Here is a 17378-nt window from a genome sequence, read left to right as displayed (position 1 = left end):
TTTAGGGTTTGAATTGTGCTAGGAACTCATATCCTGGCTTTATCTGATAAGTTTTCAAACAAGTATCAGCGACAGATGAAAAAAAAGCTTTTTTATCTACATGCTCTCTTATCTTCTTAAAACAATTATTTTGTTTTTCTAATTTAATTTCATCGGTAATATTTGTATTTCCAAAATAGGTTTTTGTTTCTTCGATCACTTTTTCAACAGTTACCCATATTTTTTGGCGCTCGTTCACAAAATTTAATGTGTTTCCTAAATTGAATAGTTTTATTGAGATTTCTGCTTTAAGTTTTTGCGTCTCTGTAAAGGCAAAAACGTACGGTTTACCATCTTTATCAAAGTTAATATTACCAGAATCGGAAGAATTTAATGGATCTAGTAAAAGTGATTTTTCAGAAATAATTTCGCTATAATTATCTGCAATAATATAACTGCCATCTGATTCACACTTTAAAGGAAAGAATATTGATTTACCTCCAATTTCAATATCTTCAGCTTCCATATCGTCAAATCTTGTGTTCGAAGTATTTGAAGCTAATCGAAAATTTTGCAGATTGTAAGCTAATCGCCAATATCCTTCCTTTTTAAAAATAAATCTATGCTGTGGATTATCTTCATCCAAACAAAAATTTATTGCTTTATTTTTTGGTCTGAAATGATCAATAGAACCATTATCCAAAGGTGCCTCTGAATACCAACACTTATTTCCATATTCATTTACAAATATAGATTTTAATATATTCCAATCAATGTATTTTTTAATATAATCCTTCCGTTCTGTTGAAGATTTTCCTTCAAGCTGTAAAAGATGAAATTCTTCAATTTTGTACCAGTCAATAAAATCGATTCCGTTTTCCTCAAAAGTTAGGTGGTTTAAATGTTTATATTTCTTACTTAACTTGACAGTCCATCGAATTTTTTTTACTTTATTTTCAATGATTGATAAATCTATGTATCTCATTTTTCATCAGAATTTAAAATACTTTCTAATACTTCTTTCGCAATTTTATCTAGCATTTCTTTCTCTTCATCAGAATAATTTCTATTGCTAAATTCCTCATGCTCACTGGTTAATTTCACAAATTGTTCAAATCTTGAATCAACAAAAGTTTCATAAAATTTAATGTTTTCAAAGTATGCTTCTAATTCGTTAAATTTTGCCTTTTCTTCATTTGAAATAGTTCCATTGACAAGTTTACTTTGTAAGAATCTTTTTGCATTAAGTTTGTCTTCTAATTCTTTACTCATAATAGAAGGTATTCCGAATAATTCACTTGTGAGGATTTTATCAACACTCATCTCTTTTGGACTAATATGAGGATTAACAGTTATTGTTTTATCACCCTCTTTTTTGAAGATAACAACTTGCTTTTTATCCAGACCTCCTATAACCAAAGGGTCATGTGTACAAAATATAATCTGAGTTGTTTCGGGATTATCGACAACTTCTTCAAGGAAATCTAAATATTTCCATTTCCATTGAGGATTTAGATGTGTATCTGGTTCATCAAGAAGTATAAGTGATTCCTCGTCTTTCGTAAATTTCAAAAGCCCCAATACAGTTAATAATTGTTGTTCTCCCTCGCTGAATTCAGACATTGATAGCTCTCCATTTATATCTTCCTTTTTTACCTTAATCTTTATACCTGATAACATATTTGATAAATCAGGACTTATTAAAGCATTGAATAACTGATTCCGTGTAAAATCTTTTAGAGAAATAAAATCATCAAATGTTTTTTTATCTTTGATAAATAAATAGAGCAATTCATTTGTCTCCACTTTATTATAGCTGACAGCTCTTCTTGACTTTTCATAAATAGGGGCAAGAGAAAACATAAATAAATCAGTTAAAAATCTCCGAACCAATCCTTTTGCTCCCCAAAGAAAGTCATCCTCTTTTTTAATCTTGCTCCATTCAGGATTTTTAATAATAAATAGTGTTGAAACAATATCATGTATATTAAGCTCCTTATTTAAAAAATTTATTGTCTTTTCGTCTTCTTCAGATTTTAAAAAGAATGATAAAAGTGCTAATGAACCATGTACATTTTGAACCAAAAAAATGGGCTGTATATCATTAAATTCTTCATATTTGGCATCCTCTTTAATGATTTCCTCATAATAATCTTTTATATACTTGTCATAGTATTTCCCTAACCTATTACTTATGCCTGAATAATATATAAATACATGTTTAGGTAAATAATTTCTTTTGCTATTGAAAAATTTCCTTCTATTTTTATGTTCAATAACCAATTTTTCCTCATTACTAGTTTTTTGTAATATTGAAAATTTGTATTCATCATTTACATGGTCATAGTCAATTTCAATATCTTTTCCATAACATTGGTATTTTATAAAGTAGCTAAAAGTTAAATCGGATTTATCTTTATGCTCTAGCTCCAATGTTCCAAAGATAATAAGTAAACTTTCAAGAAAGTTTGATTTTCCTGTAGCATTTAGACCAATCAAAACTGTTTTCATTGAACTTTGGTCAATGTCAATTTTAAAATCCTCAAGATTTTTAAATCTTGTTTTTATGTGTATATAGTCTATTCTCATTTTATTAATTCTATAAATGACAAATGTCCCTCCTTATATTCTCTAATCTTAGATTCTAACCCTTTAAGTCTTTTATAAAATTCCTCAATATCATTTTTATAAATAGACTTTTGCCATAAATTATAAGAACTTATGGGATTGTCCTCTTTTTCTAAAATCTCCAATAAATCCATATCTATACTATTTCTTTTTGTTTTTACAATGTTCTTTTGCCGTTCTTTAAGTTTAGCTAAATAGTCTTCTTTTTTTTGAAGAATCTGTTCTAAATAATCTTTTACATTCTCATCATTTGGCGTTTCATTTATTAGTTTTCCACTAAAAGCTTCTTGTAAAATTTTTTGTTTTAATGCTTGAACACTCGAAGATGAGTGATTGATGATTTCGGATAATCCATTAATTTCATCGTATAATTCTTCGATGCTATTAACAATTAACTCTTGTTCTTCTAAACTTGGGAAAATAATGACTAAGTTTCTAACATCACTTAATGTAACTCTTTGTCTTGTCGTACCTTTCGAAAGTTTTTCTATTTGAGAAATTATATAAGGGGAATTTAATGAATGCATTAAAAACTTTGAATTAATATAATCGGTTTCTTTTATACGGATTAAATCTGCAACAATGACTCCTTTATTAAAGTTATTAGGCACCAGACAAGCCTTACCTAAAGGACTGCCTAACTTTGTAATAACAATATCTCCACTCTTAAATTGATGTTTTTCTAATTGATTAAACTTTTCTTCTGAAATATAAGATATATCCTTCGAAATAAATTTATTTCTATCTATGTTTTGTATTTTCAAAATAGGAAGACCAGTCTCTTGAAAATCATCTGATTTTAAATTAGAGCCAAATGGCCCATCTGTTATAGATTCTACTGGATTAATAAATAAGTCTGAAAGTTTTGCTAATCTCCAATGGGATGGTAAATCATAACTGATAATATCTTTATTATCAAGATTATTCTTTCCTTTATATATTTTTTTTAGTGATGCTCTTTTCTTATCAATTTCTTCTAACTTTTTTTGAGGCATACTAACATTACTTAGCACAACATATCTTTTTTTGCCTCTAAAAAAAGAATTTATTTCTGAAAACCAATAAATTTTTGATTTTGTATTTAGTGATTCAAAATTGAGTAAAATTGAATCTAATTCACTAAATAATTCTTCAATCTTTTCGACTATTTTATTTTGTACTTGACTTGGTGCTAGAGGAAATAAAAAATTATTTAATACTTTTTGACTAATGTTAGGCTGTGCGCTTCCTTCTCTTTTATTTAATAATTCTTCTTTAGAAGACATTAAATAATAATATAAATATTTTGTATTTATTAAAAAGGGAGTTATTGATGCTATTGCTTGATTTGTAGACGCATCAATACCTAAAAAAGCCATTCTGCCTACAGTAGTACCATATAATGCGATCAGTAATGAACCTTTTGGAAAAATCTTTGCGCTCGAATAATCTACTGCCTCTTGTGTTATAGATTCTTCCGTTTCAGTTATAGTATTATAATTCAGTTCCCCAGATTTTACCCAAGGAATATTACCTCCAAAATAATTAGAATTCTTTCTATCAGGAGTACCTCCACTACTTGTTACAGAAATCTCATCTAAAGTTACCCATTTCCAAGAACTGGGAATATCATAAAATACGTTCTCCATTTTACAAAATTAATCTAAATAAATTACCATACTTAAAAATAAAAAAAAACAACGAGAAAAAATCTCATTGTTTTCTAATTAAATACCTTTTAAAAATTACAGTAATCACTGTTTTTTAAATCCAAAGACATACCCCAAAATTCTTTATATAAGGTCTTAAATCTAGTCTTTACAAGGATTTTATCAATCATTTTAAGATCTCTCCATTTTCTCTTCTCATCATTTACATATTCAAAAGACAATTTATTCTTCTCGTTTTCTTCCTTATATTGAAATTTCAACTGAAGCACTCGGTTTACATCCTTAAACTTCATCAGTAAATATTTATTGGAAAACTTTTTACTAGGGTTATTTGAATAATTTGTAAACCCCAAGTCATTATTTAGATCACTGAAAGAAAAAGGTAGAGTAAGAGGTTTATCTTCAAGACAGTAATCAATAATTCTTTTTACAAATTTAGACATAGCAGTCGTTTTATTTACTTCATCATAAATGAGAAGCACCAGACCTTCTTTATCAGCATATGTACTAGATTTAAATTCTAAGCTAATGTTTGGGACATACTTACTTGCATACCTTCCATTCTTTCCTTTTACGAAGTTGAAGTACGTCATTTTAGAACCCATAGCTTCCTGCAAGGAATACATAAATTTGAATGCTTCACACTCCTTGGTTGCAACATTCTTATACTTAATATTATTTTTACTCGTTATTTTAGTCATTTTTTTGATTTAAATTATTAAACTGAAGAAAACCTTTCGAAAACTTTATCCACCATAAAGAGACACATTTCCAGCAGTCCTTACTTGTTATAAGACTTTAGCTCTATCTAAAATTTTTGCTTAATTAATGAGGTGGTAGAAATCACAGTTACTTGTTTCTTCAGTGGTTTTGATATGTTCAATTACTCCAATTTACTTGGATTCCTCTCTATTGATCTACTTCTATTTAACTTGTATAGTTTAAAAGTTTAGAGAGATATATTAACCTTAGTTACTACTCGGAAATACTCGATGCAGTCAGTTTACTAATTTTTGCAGAAACTTTTCTTTGAAATTCTTTTTTGACAAAATCGTTATTTTTCTTGTAGCTGTTATAGAGATTTTCAGCTTCTTCAATATATTTATTTCTAATATTGGTATTTAAAATAGGAGAAGCGAAATCAACAAATTTTGTTATCCCAAAATATTTTAATCCTTGGAATTTTAAATAATTATCAAAAGCTTTTTCGCTTTTACTTTTCAACTGAGACTTGACAAGACGTTGATCAAGATCTGGTGAAATTTTATTTACAAAAGATATATTAGCGAAAAGCTTGTATAATTCTTTACCAATAGATTCATTCTCCTCTCTAATAGATTCTAAGTACTGAATGTTTTTCTTTATTGCAGATCGATTAAATTGACTTACAGTTTTCACCCTCAATTCAATTCTAACAAAGCTGTTATGATTGGCAATTTTTTTAACCAACTGTTTTCTTCGTACCTGACTTGAATCTTTAAAAACCTCACCTTGCTGAGCCTCCCTTTCAAGTTTATCGTAAATCGCCACCTCATATTTTTGATTTTTAAAGTTGATTGTTTTATCGCTAATCCTTAGAGTATCTTCCATTCCTTTCATTCTTGAAATACTGCTGATAATAGAAGTTATATTCATATTAAAGCGAATATTTACTCCTAGCTCAATGTATGTGACTTTCGCTTTCCAAAACTCATCTCTTTCAATATTAAACTCATCTGCATATAAATTAATTATTTCAACAAAATCATAACTACTTAAATCTTTAAAAGGATCTAATTTTTTAATTCTAATGAGATCTTTTCTAATGTTTTGACAAACTGAGAATCTCCCAAATTCTTCGTTTTTTCTTCGCTTAAAACTGATAAATTTATGTAAGTAAGACAGCTTCTTAATTTTATTTGCTTGCTGAAGTACGATTTCAGATTGTAATTGTTCAATAGATTTTCTATCCTTTATTTTTTTAGACAAAAAAGAAATAGAATCAGGATCAGCTCTAAAATACTCGAATCCATCTTCTTCCTTTTCTTCCTTTATTTTAATAAATTTTGTTGCTAGGATATACTCACTGATTTTGATTTTTTCAAGATAAAATTTAATTAAATCGACCATAACTATTTTTTCTTTTTAAAAATTCTTCCAAGTCAATTCTTCTCACATAAATCTTACCGCCATTCGGCTTGCTGTACTTTAAACCATTTGCTCTGTACCTATCAAAAGTAGATCTGCTCATGTTAAATTCCACCTTTATTTCTTCAAAGGTTAAAATGTCTTTCTGTTTTAATGAAGCTCGAACAATTGATTCTAAAGCATCTATTCTTCTTTTCTGTTTTTTGTTTTGATTTATCATAAAGACAAATCTTCTTGCTTGTAATGGTCTCATAAAAATTATTTATACTATTATTAACTCTAGGAAAATCACGATTTCCTATTCATGAAAGTTAAAGTTTTGTTAAATTAGTTAAAAAGTATAAAATACAAAAAAAAGACGGTACATACCGTCTAATTACATGGAAAATGTTCGTAAAATTTAAGATTTTTTATAATTATTAAAATTTGATCGTATATGTTCCAGAAGATGAAGTAGTAGATTCTTCAGCCTTAACATATTTTTTCACCCAAGAAATAGAAGTAGAAACAACACAGGCATCAGAAATACCAGAAATTCTACGTGCATAAGTAACACGTCCAAATTTATCTACAGTATAAGTGATATTTATAACTCCATTAAGTGAGCAATTGTGTGCGGGGGGAGTTCCGCCTCGCCCCATAGTTCCAGGAATATAATTTAGCAATTTCCTGCCAATTCCTATTTTACTGTCACCGTTTTCATCGCCACCTAAAGGATCGTCGTTATTTCCCTTTCCAATATTACTTTTTGGTGCAGAAAAAACTAATTCTCGTTCTTTTTTGTCAGTACGATAATATTTAATTTTTTCCGTTTTCATAAAGCCTTCCAAATCACTGAAAGTAATTTTATCCATAAGTTTCACTGAGTTTTTTGTTAATCCGTCTTTATCTGCAAGTTTAATTATTTTTGATTGTGAATCTAGTTTCCTTTGATTTATATCAGCGTAATATTCATTAGTTCTTTCTAGTTTATCCGTTATTTTATTCAGGGTATATTCTATATTGTAACTTACATTTTTTGGATTTTCATAATAGGATGTGTGTGCTGATTTTTTAGCTCCGATTAATCTTTTACTTTCATCAAAATAATACTCGTAAAAAGATTCATTGAATGCCATTCCTTCAGCCCAATAATATGGTAGTTTTTTAACAAAAACAATACTGTTATCTTTTTCCAAAATCTGATAAATATTATCGTAAACCATATATCCGTATTCCTCATAAACATCAAGTGATTTTAACGAATAAATTTTTCCATTTTGTGAGTTTTTTACATAAGATTTAATTTTACTAGAATCGCTCTTGTAAATACTTTCTATATAGATTTTTGTTTCCTTTACCTTACTTTCGTAATCTGAAGATTGTGAATAGATGATTGAAAACATTAATAAAGTTGTGATTAAAAATAGTTTTTTCATTTTCAAATTTTAATGGAATCTTCTTCAGGCTCAGTTTTCTTTTTAGTTTGACTTGGAACTTCAGCTCCGTTTAACGGATCATCTATCGTCTTTAATTCATCTTTAGTTGAAGATCTCTTTTCCAAATCAGGCTTACTTTCTTTTAAATCAAAACTGGTATTTCTATACTGATGGTTTTTTTGCTCTTTGGGAATATTATTATTGAGAAAATTATCTTCTTTTAAATTTTTATCATTAAAAAACACATTGGTAAATCCAAAAAGTCCATAGGCAGTGATTACATCTTCATTAGAATTTTCATCTCTAAAATTAAGTTTCCTTAACAAGACAAAATCTTCTTCGTAGCTAACTACATTAGTATATCCATTTTTTGATAATGTATTTAAAATAAAATTTTGCGAATATTCATCATTTAGCTTTTCTCCAATGAAAAAGTCTTTCATCATTTTTAAAAGCTGAGGTTGATTAGTCATCATTTCATCCACAACCTTATTTTGCATTTGAGTTCGGTCAGGTTTAAAGTAAAACGCAGAAAAGCTCAATAAGACGATTATGCCAAGGATAATAAAAAATGAATAACTTTCTCCCGATTGCGTTTTCCGACCTATGTAATGAGCGTTTACACTCTTTTCCGAAGCAGTTTGATCTAAGCTTTGATTCTCGTGAGCAGGAAACATAATTGAAATATCTCGTAATATCTCTAAAGCAAGATCATTGTTATAATCTTCTACTAATTTTGGGATTCTGAATAGATCAATTATTGCCCAAATAAATAATCCACCTGCCGTAAGCAAGAATAATATAAGCCACGCTAGTTTTTTGAGATAGGCGTAATACCAACCTCCTAAAATCCAAAGTAGATAAGCTACTCCTACGGATTTTTTGCGTCTTTCAAATTCTCCAGTAAAAATACGTTGTTGTTCAGAATTCAGATCTAGATATTTTTTCTGAACCATAAAAGAAAAGTTTCCCATGATTATTATATGACTGCAAAGTTCCATACAGTCGCTTAAATTCATAGAAAAAGCGTGGAACTAAACCTTTGTCTATTAAGGGGGAGGCTCTGGTAAACCTATACACCATAAACAAGGATAGCCCACGCCGTAGCGTGAGCATCAACTTATTTACCCTGTAGTGTATTGAATTTACCAGATTCCCCCTAACAGAATAAAAGCGACGCTTTTACTTTATTTTATTATATTTTTGAATTACAAATTTATCAATTTATCCGAAATGTACGTTATTCATAACGCTTTTAAGATTAGTAATATTTGAATTCGTATAAATCAATGTATTTGCAATATTTATATGACCTAACAATTTACTTACGATAGGTAAAGAAACATTGTACTTATTTATTAAAAATGAAGCAAAAGTATGACGACCAACATGGAAAGTTATGTTTTTATAGATTTTACATTCCTTTGCTATTTCTTTTAAAAGAGAATTACCAACTTGATTACTCACATCTCTAAAAATTTTTTCATTTGATTTTTTACCAAGCATATATCCAGCTAATAAACTTTTCATTTGATCATTTATAGGTATGTCAATATCATACTTTGTTTTTAACATATTTTTGGAGATCATTCCTTTTTTAAAATCAACGTCTGATACTTTTAGCGAAAACAAATCTGAATATCTTAATCCCGAATAACAAGCTAATAAAAACATATCTCTAACATTTTTTGAAATCAAATCTGAACTTTTAAAGTTCTTAAACCTAACAACTTCCTCCTCATCCAAAAAGATTGTTTTATGCTTGGGAGCTTTAATTTCAAAAAGATCTTTCCCATATGGCTTTTCAATTTTTACGTCTGTTAGTTTATTTGCAGCATTAATTATTGCTTTTAAACATTTGTGATGATTAAATATTCCTCCATCTCCAATTTCTAAACTTTTTAAATAGGTATCAAATCTTGTTATAAAAGCAACATCAATATTGGAAGTAAATATTTTTGGCTGAAATGCTTTTAATCTAGTTCTTAATGTTGAATACTTATAGAGGGTATCTTCACAGATCTTTTTTCTTTTAAACTCTACAATGTAGTCAAAAACGTCGTAGAAATTACCATTTTTTAAACCACTTAAAAATTTATCAATATCAGAAAAGGACAATTGTTGACCTGCTAGAAGAGTATCAGTACAGAATTCTTCCAAATCATTCTTTCGCTTATCAATAATCTTATTAAGTATTGCAAAACCTCTGCTTTTTGCTCTACCTGAGTCAGTGTCCCAATTTGAAGGATGAATTTTTTCTCCAATTGAAATTCTTTTTTTATCACCATTCATTCTTATTTGAATACAAATTGGGCATTCACCAGTTTTTCTATCAGCTTTATCTGTTCTGATTATTGCTTTAATAATAGGCTTTCTCATTTTTAATATATTTAATTGTTCTTCTTATACCATAGATCGGTAACAATTAAAAAATTAGCGAAGATAGATAAAATATTGCAATTAATCAATAAATTATTGAAAATCAAATAGTTGCAATCATGTTAAAATAGTTAAATTCATGTTAAAGTGATTTTTAATTGAGAAAATCATGTATTTCTTTGTAGAAATTTACAGTCCTTGTTATAAATGCATTTAACAAATGCTCTGCATCAGCTTGGTTATTGATAGGTTTTTCTATCTTTATCCAAAAATCTTTATCGTTACTAATAAAATAATCATGAGCATTTTTATCCATAGCCTTTGATTTAGGATTTTCCCGATTACCATCACTACGGTTTTCTTCTAATGATATAGCTCTAAAATTCGCATTCATATTATGCCAATCTCTTATCAGTGGATTTACTTTATGTTGTTGATAAACCCAACTTCTTGGATAGATATGATCATAATCCCATGGTCTATTAGTATCGCTCAAAACTTCAAGATTATTAAACTCCTGAAAATTTTGATTAAAATAATCCCTTTGACAAAATATTAAGACATTGCGATTCCACGCTAATTGATTTGCAAGGTGATTCCAATGTATTTTGTAAGTCTCTTCATTTTCATTTTCTTCCCATGTATTATCAAAAAGTTTTAAATACTGCTCATCTGAAGGATAAAAATCATTCCACCTTATTTTTTTTTCAACTACATTTTTATAAACGATTTCTAAATCGAGAAGTTGAGGCATTGCAACAATTAAAGCATTACCGTTGATAAGTTTTTTAAAGTTCTTACTACTCCATAAAGAAAAGTCCAAAGACTCATTCCATATTATTTTTGATATTTTATTCTTATCTAAAGCAAAAAATGTTAAATAAACAAATCCTTTTTTTATATCTAAAAAATTTTCAAATGCGATTTTACTATAATTTATGTAAATCCAATTTAAATAAAAAAGATAGAGTTCAGGATAATCATTTATTAGACTTTTCACTAAAATAGCAGGTAATTTAGTTCCATCTTCAGATAGTAAAATATCAAATGACTTTGTTAAAACATTACTTGCTACACTTTCAATATCGTTACCAATAAAGCTCTCTAAATTTTGTAAAAAATCGGGATCATTTAATCTATCTCTAAATTGATTTACACTAAAAGAATTTGGATAACTACTTTGATTTAAGGCAGACCAAACTAACCTATTGACAAATGACAGCAATCGTGAAGGTTTTATGAAATCAGCACTAAGAGACTCAACTAATTTTTTACTTTTAGGAAATTCAGCTTTATAAATTGAATAAATTAGTTCCTCTCCATTTAGAGGAGTTCCCTCAGAATTTAATCTTACAAATAATGTTGGATCTTCTCTGTCTCCCTGTATATCTTCTTTCAACAATGACTTATTAATCACTATTGCTGGTATAGAGTAGTTCATTAGATGCTTTCTAAAGGCTTCAATAAAACCATCAAACTCTTGAGATTTTATAAACTCCAAGTAAGAACTTTCTTTTGATTTATCCAGAGAAATTTTCATAATTCGTGCAAAGAAATCATCCTTCCTTGCCTGATTTACAGATCCTGATGATACAAGATCAAGAAGAAAAGATAAAGGTACAGGAAGATTTGCATCAAATGGGTAGACTTCAGTATTCTTTAACTCAGTGTAATTAAGTGTATCTTTCCCTATCTTAAAAATCTCCAAAGCTTTTTTTCTATCAGAAACTGATAAAATAGAGTTATTATTTTTAGCCTGATAACCCCAAGGATGTGATCTTGTAAGAACTCTTATTAAATACTTATTGGTATTACTTACTTTTTCAGGATTTAAATCAATCCAAACTGTAGGAACATGATGATAATCCTTATTTTTCACATCAAAAAATTCAGCATGTTTTTCTTCCCAAGGATTAAAAAAACCTAATGAAATTGAGGTTGAACGCTGTTGACCATCTAAAAGCTCAAATGTTTTATCGTTAGTTTCTCCTAAAAGAAAAGATCCTATCGGAAAACCTCGTAAGATAGAATCCCAAACTGTTTCAATTTGATTAGGCTTCCAAACGAAAGATCTTTGTAAAATTGGCAATTTTATTTTTTCATCACCTTCTAACTGCCATTTAGCTATTTCTTCTAAGTTGTAAAATTTGTTCTCAGACATATTCATGGTTTATGTTTACCAAATATATCAAAAGGCAAATAATCTGATCATAAAAATTACATTGTGTAAATATATTATTTAACAAGGGGTCAGAAAGGGGGACGCTTTGGTGACGAATGATGGAGAACAATGACGAGATAACTTCACAAAAAAACCCCTAAAATAGGGGTTTTCAAAAATTTGGAAGAAAATCGTTCTTCACATCTGTGGTCCCACCTGGGCTCGAACCAGGGACCACCTGATTATGAGTCAGGTGCTCTAACCAACTGAGCTATAGGACCTCAAAATTTGGTTAAATTTTGTGATTGCAAAAATAGTAAAATTTCTTTCATTACAAAATTTTTTATCGCTTTTCTTGGCAAAGTTCTATCAGCACTCCATTCGTAGATTTGGGGTGCAGGAAGACAACTAATTTATTATCAGCTCCTTCTTTGGGTTGTTCAGAGATAAATTCAAAACCTTCATTTTTTAACCTTTCCACTTCCTCAACTATGTTTTCTACCCCAAATGCCAAATGATGGATTCCTTCACCTCTTTTTTCTATGAATTTAGAAATCGGACTATCTGCATGCGTTGCCTCCAGCAACTCAATTTTGCTTTCGCCTGTCTGGTAAAAAGATGTTGTGACTCCTTCCCTCTCCACGGTTTCATTTTTATATGATTTTTTTCCTAAAAGCTTTTCAAAAAGTTCGTCAGAAAAGCCTAAAGTTTTTACGGCAATACCGATATGTTCTAGTTTCATAAAATAATTTTACAATGATTAATCATAGTTTTGAATGTTGTCTACATTTTCAAACAGGCAATTCAAACAAAAATAGTAAATTTGCAGAACTTATGGAAAGCAACAGACAAAGAAAAGTAGCACAAATAATACAGGAAGATTTCGCAGAACTTTTCCGAAAACAATCAGCTGAAAGCAAACAGAGTTTTTTAGTTTCGGTTTCTGATGTGAAAATTTCACCCGATTTGGGAGTGGCAAAAATTTATTTAAGCATATTTCCGCAAGAGTTCAGAGCTTCGATCATGAAAGAAATTGAGCTTAATAAAGCACAATACAGAAATTTCCTTGGTCAGAAGATGGCTAAACAAGTGCGCGTAATCCCCCAGCTTAACTTTTATCTGGATACAGCACTTGATGATGTAGAAAAGCTGGAAAAAGAACTCAGAGGTGAAGGAGACAATCCTGTATTGTAAACTATTTTGAAGAACATTGCATTTTATATCGCATCACGCTACCTTTTATCTAAAAAAGGAAGTACAGCTGTCACGTTTATTACGTGGTTGGCTGTAGGCGCTATGATGGTTGCTGTTGCAGCAATGTTTGTCATCATCTCCGTATTCTCCGGATTAGAGGTTTTTAATCAGAATCTTATTTCAAATCTGCATGCCGATTTAACGGTAAAAAGTACTTCAGGCAAAACAATTAAAGATTTTGATAAGATAAAAGATATCTTACATAAAAATAAAGAAATTCAGGATTTTTCTCGTGTTATTGAAGAGAAAGTATATCTGAATTACAACGGAAAAGGTGACATCGGATATCTAAGAGGGGTAGATTCTTCATATATTAAAGTAAATCCTATTGATAAAACTATTTTCTTCGGAAAATATCCCGGTTTTCAATATTCGAATGAGGTCATTATGGAGCATTCTTTAGAAATGCGCCTCTCAATACCGGTAGACACTTTAAATAATTTTGCTACCGTTTTTATGCCAAAATCCGGAACAGGAATTATCAATAAAGAAGAAGATATTTACAATAAAAAAAACATTCTGGTTACTGGTATTTTTCCGGGAAATGATCAACTAAACAATTATATCATCGCACCGATTGAGTTATCTGAAGAATTACTTGATCTTCCAAAAAATTCAGCATACCAAATTGTTATTAAGCTCAAAAATCCTGACAAAATAGATAAAGTAAAAAAAGATTTGCTTTCATCAATCGGGAAAGGAATTGAAATAAAAACCAAACAGGAAGAAAATGCCGCTTTCTGGAAGATGATCAATACAGAAAAACTTTTCATTTATTTAATATTCGCTTTGGTAATTTTCATTACCACATTCAACTTGGCAGGAGCAATTATTATCTTGCAGCTTGATAAAAAACAACAGGCAAAATCATTAGTCTCTTTAGGATTTCCTTTAAGTCATTTAAGAAAAACATATTTTTACACTGGTATTCTGATTGTTGTTCTGGGTGTTATCTCAGGCTTGATTTTGGGAACAGCGTTATGTTTTTTCCAACTGGAAACTGAGTTTTTTAAAGCAGTTGAAACTCTTCCTTTTCCAGTAAAGATTGTTGCAGAAAATTATCTCATTGTAGCAGCAACGGCATCTTTATTCGGAATTTCCATTTCTTGGTTCTTCTCTAAAATCAGTAAAGATTATATTACTAAAAATTAATATATTACACTTCAATTTTTTCGTAGATTTGCCATCCAATTAAAAAAAAATGAAGCGAATTTTATATTCTTTAATATTAAGTATTGTGTTCATCAATGCTTTTGCACAGATTCCTGCGGGATATTATAATGGGACAGCTACTCTTACGGGTGCAGCTCTGAAAAGCCAACTGAAAACTATTATTACCAATGGTCACACAGATAATGGATATGGCGGATTGTGGACCGCATATCAAACTACAGATCGTGATTATTATTACGAAAACGACGGTTCTATTTTAGATATCTATTCTGAAAGACCAACCGCTGCAGATCCGTACAACTTTACCGTAGTTACCAACCAATGTGGAAATTATACTGTAGAGGGAAACTGCTACAACAGAGAACATATCGTACCACAAAGCTTATTCAACGAAGCATTTCCTATGAAATCAGATGCACATTTCGTAAGGGCAACAGATGGAAAAGTAAACGGTATGAGATCTAATTATCCGTTCGGTGTCGTGCAGACGTCATCATTTATATCTTTAAATGGTTCAAAATTGGGAACTTCAGCATCAGCAGGATATTCAGGAACTGTTTTTGAACCAATCAATGAATTCAAAGGCGATGTTGCAAGAATGATATTTTACTTCGTTACAAGATACGAAACACAACTTTCAGGGTTTTCTTCGGGAGACATGCTTGGAAGCACAGCATTCCCGGGATTACAAACATGGGAACTTAATCAATTGCTTGCTTGGCATGCTCAGGATCCTGTTTCACTAGCTGAGATTGGTAGAAACAACGCTACATATTCTTTCCAGGGAAATAGAAATCCATATATTGACAACCCGCAATTTGTAAATGCGGTTTGGGGAACTCCTGTAGTAGACACTCAGGCTCCGACAACTCCAACCAATCTTGTCGCAAACAATCCTACTTCCAATTCAGTTTCATTAAGCTGGACAGCTTCTACTGACAATGTAGGTGTTGCAGGATATGCAATTTATGTTAACGGAACATTCAATTCAACCGTAACAGGAACTACTGCAACAGTTCAGGGATTAAACCCACTCACAACATATACATTCTATATCATTGCCACAGATGCTGCCGGAAACCCATCGCCACAAAGCAATACTTCAACCGCAACAACTTTAGCAGGACAACCCGGAGGCGGAAGTTGTGGAACCGAAGATTTTACAAATATCCCGGCAAGTGCAACGAACTATACAACAAGAACATGGACTAGTAATAACATTACATGGACTGCCACAGATGCACGAACAGATCAAACCATTACAGGAAAAGCAATCACGATTCAGAATGGTGATCTTACAAGCAGCTCACTTTCTGGCGGTATTCAAAGTTTAACGGTAACAACGCACCGTAAATTTAGTGGTACTTCAAACAGTTTGAATTTGCAAATCAATGGCGTAACTGTAGGTACAGTTCCTTACGGAGATAATGTAGTTACTACAACCATCAATAATATCAATGTTTCAGGTAACATCATCATCAAACTCATTAATCCTGTTTCCTCAAACAGAGTGGCAATTGATGACCTGAGCTGGACTTGTTTCAATACTCTAAGCACAGCAGAAACTACAAAAGCAAAATCTTTCAGCATTTACCCTAATCCTGTGAAGAATAACGAACTTTTTGTAAAAGGTGAAAATTTAATTAAAATTTCAAAAGCTGACATTTATGATGTATCCGGAAAATTAATCATGTCAGTTTCAAATCCTTTCAAAAATTCGAACAAAATCAATCTCAACGGAATTACAAAAGGAATTTACATTCTCAAAACAGACCATACTTCTTCAAAATTCATTGTTGAATAATTAAAAAATATATTCTAATTTAAAGACCGATTTTTTCGGTCTTTTTTTTATTTTTGATCTATGAATGCTAATAAAAAACTAGGTCTCATCGGGAGAAACATTTCTTATTCTTTTTCTAAGAAATTTTTTGAAGATAAATTTCAGAAACTCATGCTTAATGAGTTTTCGTACAACATTTTCGATCTGCAGGAAATTGATGAGGTGGAAAATTTATTTAAAGATCCCGAACTATTAGGTTTCAACGTCACTATTCCGTATAAAGAAAAAATCATTGATTATCTGGATAATCTAAGCGATGAAGCCAGAGAAATAGGTGCCGTAAATTGTGTTTTGATTGAAAACGGTAAAAGTACAGGCTACAACACCGATGCTTTTGGATTTGAAAAAACGCTCAAAATCCATAGAAAATCTCATCAGAATACAGCATTAATTTTAGGAAATGGCGGTGCTGCAAAAGCAATACAGTATATTTTAAGTAAAAATGGAATTTCAAATCAGATCGTTTCCAGAAACTCAGATTTAAATTTCGAAAATTTAGATAAAAAAACGGTCGAAGATCACAAAATTATCGTGCAGTGTACCCCTGTAGGAACTTTCCCAAATACTGATGATTGTTTAAACTTTCCTTTCGACGGGCTATCAAAAGATCATCTGGTGATGGATTTGATTTATAACCCAAATTATTCGAAATTTATTCTTAAATCAGCAGAACAGGAAGCCAAAACCGTGAACGGATATTATATGTTTGAACAGCAGGCAGAAAAAGCATGGGAAATTTGGAATAATAAAAAAAAATAACATAAATT

15 protein-coding genes and 1 tRNA gene are annotated in these 17378 nt (G+C 30.2%); 4 read left to right on the top strand and 12 right to left on the bottom strand.

The genetic code is table 11. From position 1 onward, the window contains the following. Nucleotide 1 precedes the first annotated feature (1 nt). The 12 genes from ACZZZA_RS08280 to mce form a co-directional block, all read right to left on the bottom strand. Complete coding sequence (locus ACZZZA_RS08280; protein ID WP_463430825.1) at nt 2-964, bottom strand: hypothetical protein; 963 nt, start codon at nt 962-964, stop codon at nt 2-4. Beyond that, nucleotides 961-2568 (bottom strand): AAA family ATPase, encoded by a 1608-nt coding sequence (locus tag ACZZZA_RS08275; protein ID WP_463430823.1) that lies wholly within the window; start codon nt 2566-2568, stop codon nt 961-963. Before ACZZZA_RS08275 ends, ACZZZA_RS08280 begins: the two co-directional genes overlap by 4 nt. Then, complete coding sequence (locus ACZZZA_RS08270) at nt 2565-4235, bottom strand: restriction endonuclease subunit S (RefSeq protein ID WP_463430821.1); 1671 nt, start codon at nt 4233-4235, stop codon at nt 2565-2567. The genes ACZZZA_RS08275 and ACZZZA_RS08270 overlap by 4 nt, the downstream gene beginning before the upstream one ends. An 89-nt stretch (nt 4236-4324) precedes the next feature. Further along, entirely contained in the window at nt 4325-4957 is a 633-nt protein-coding gene (locus ACZZZA_RS08265; RefSeq protein WP_463430819.1) for a hypothetical protein, read from the bottom strand. A gap of 274 nt (nt 4958-5231) precedes the next feature. Continuing rightward, nucleotides 5232-6365 (bottom strand): hypothetical protein, encoded by a 1134-nt coding sequence (locus tag ACZZZA_RS08260; RefSeq protein ID WP_463430817.1) that lies wholly within the window; start codon nt 6363-6365, stop codon nt 5232-5234. Continuing rightward, on the bottom strand, nt 6349-6636 hold the full coding sequence (locus ACZZZA_RS08255; RefSeq protein ID WP_463430815.1) for a helix-turn-helix domain-containing protein: 288 nt from the start codon (nt 6634-6636) through the stop codon (nt 6349-6351). Before ACZZZA_RS08255 ends, ACZZZA_RS08260 begins: the two co-directional genes overlap by 17 nt. A 166-nt stretch (nt 6637-6802) precedes the next feature. Further along, nucleotides 6803-7801 carry a hypothetical protein gene (locus ACZZZA_RS08250; RefSeq protein ID WP_463430813.1) on the bottom strand — a complete coding sequence of 333 codons (999 nt, stop codon included), beginning with the start codon at nt 7799-7801 and terminating at the stop codon, nt 6803-6805. Between the two features lie 2 nt (nt 7802-7803). Next, nucleotides 7804-8757, bottom strand: coding sequence for a TM2 domain-containing protein (locus tag ACZZZA_RS08245; RefSeq protein WP_463430811.1), 954 nt, complete (start codon nt 8755-8757; stop codon nt 7804-7806). Nucleotides 8758-9025: 268 nt separating this feature from the next. Beyond that, nucleotides 9026-10180: a tyrosine-type recombinase/integrase gene (locus ACZZZA_RS08240; RefSeq protein WP_463430809.1), complete on the bottom strand. Its 1155-nt coding sequence runs from the start codon at nt 10178-10180 to the stop codon at nt 9026-9028. Nucleotides 10181-10334: 154 nt separating this feature from the next. Further along, entirely contained in the window at nt 10335-12341 is a 2007-nt protein-coding gene (locus ACZZZA_RS08235) for a GmrSD restriction endonuclease domain-containing protein (protein ID WP_463430807.1), read from the bottom strand. A gap of 207 nt (nt 12342-12548) precedes the next feature. Then, a tRNA-Ile gene (locus tag ACZZZA_RS08230) sits at nt 12549-12622 on the bottom strand. A gap of 62 nt (nt 12623-12684) precedes the next feature. Further along, on the bottom strand, nt 12685-13083 hold the full coding sequence (mce, locus tag ACZZZA_RS08225; RefSeq protein ID WP_463430805.1) for a methylmalonyl-CoA epimerase: 399 nt from the start codon (nt 13081-13083) through the stop codon (nt 12685-12687). A 92-nt stretch (nt 13084-13175) separates the two neighbouring features. Here mce and rbfA point away from each other — a divergent pair, with 92 nt between their 5' ends. The 4 genes from rbfA to ACZZZA_RS08205 are packed head-to-tail and all read left to right on the top strand — an operon-like array spanning nt 13176 to nt 17370. Next, nucleotides 13176-13535 (top strand): 30S ribosome-binding factor RbfA, encoded by a 360-nt coding sequence (rbfA, locus tag ACZZZA_RS08220; protein WP_463430803.1) that lies wholly within the window; start codon nt 13176-13178, stop codon nt 13533-13535. A 6-nt stretch (nt 13536-13541) separates the two neighbouring features. Next, nucleotides 13542-14747, top strand: a complete 1206-nt coding sequence (locus ACZZZA_RS08215; protein ID WP_463430801.1) for an ABC transporter permease — start codon at nt 13542-13544, stop codon at nt 14745-14747. Nucleotides 14748-14796: 49 nt separating this feature from the next. Further along, nucleotides 14797-16572, top strand: a complete 1776-nt coding sequence (locus tag ACZZZA_RS08210) for an endonuclease (RefSeq protein ID WP_463430799.1) — start codon at nt 14797-14799, stop codon at nt 16570-16572. A gap of 60 nt (nt 16573-16632) precedes the next feature. Then, nucleotides 16633-17370 (top strand): shikimate dehydrogenase family protein, encoded by a 738-nt coding sequence (locus tag ACZZZA_RS08205; RefSeq protein ID WP_463430797.1) that lies wholly within the window; start codon nt 16633-16635, stop codon nt 17368-17370. Nucleotides 17371-17378: the final 8 nt, after the last annotated feature.

Source organism: Chryseobacterium sp. AC405b (assembly GCF_979258685.1).
Note: the sequence above shows the minus strand (reverse complement) of the source record. Positions and strands in the feature narration are given on the sequence as shown.

Bases quoted from the DNA above. Each gene is read 5' to 3' on its own strand.
- ACZZZA_RS08240 (WP_463430809.1), bottom strand. From the start codon at position 10,180: ATGAGAAAGCCTATTATTAAAGCAATAATCAGAACAGATAAAGCTGAT.
- ACZZZA_RS08260 (WP_463430817.1), bottom strand. From the start codon at position 6,365: ATGGTCGATTTAATTAAATTTTATCTTGAAAAAATCAAAATCAGTGAG.
- ACZZZA_RS08280 (WP_463430825.1), bottom strand. From the start codon at position 964: ATGAGATACATAGATTTATCAATCATTGAAAATAAAGTAAAAAAAATT.
- ACZZZA_RS08250 (WP_463430813.1), bottom strand. From the start codon at position 7,801: ATGAAAAAACTATTTTTAATCACAACTTTATTAATGTTTTCAATCATC.
- ACZZZA_RS08235 (WP_463430807.1), bottom strand. From the start codon at position 12,341: ATGTCTGAGAACAAATTTTACAACTTAGAAGAAATAGCTAAATGGCAG.
- ACZZZA_RS08275 (WP_463430823.1), bottom strand. From the start codon at position 2,568: ATGAGAATAGACTATATACACATAAAAACAAGATTTAAAAATCTTGAG.
- ACZZZA_RS08255 (WP_463430815.1), bottom strand. From the start codon at position 6,636: ATGAGACCATTACAAGCAAGAAGATTTGTCTTTATGATAAATCAAAAC.
- rbfA (WP_463430803.1), top strand. From the start codon at position 13,176: ATGGAAAGCAACAGACAAAGAAAAGTAGCACAAATAATACAGGAAGAT.
- ACZZZA_RS08265 (WP_463430819.1), bottom strand. From the start codon at position 4,957: ATGACTAAAATAACGAGTAAAAATAATATTAAGTATAAGAATGTTGCA.
- mce (WP_463430805.1), bottom strand. From the start codon at position 13,083: ATGAAACTAGAACATATCGGTATTGCCGTAAAAACTTTAGGCTTTTCT.
- ACZZZA_RS08270 (WP_463430821.1), bottom strand. From the start codon at position 4,235: ATGGAGAACGTATTTTATGATATTCCCAGTTCTTGGAAATGGGTAACT.
- ACZZZA_RS08205 (WP_463430797.1), top strand. From the start codon at position 16,633: ATGAATGCTAATAAAAAACTAGGTCTCATCGGGAGAAACATTTCTTAT.
- ACZZZA_RS08245 (WP_463430811.1), bottom strand. From the start codon at position 8,757: ATGGTTCAGAAAAAATATCTAGATCTGAATTCTGAACAACAACGTATT.
- ACZZZA_RS08210 (WP_463430799.1), top strand. From the start codon at position 14,797: ATGAAGCGAATTTTATATTCTTTAATATTAAGTATTGTGTTCATCAAT.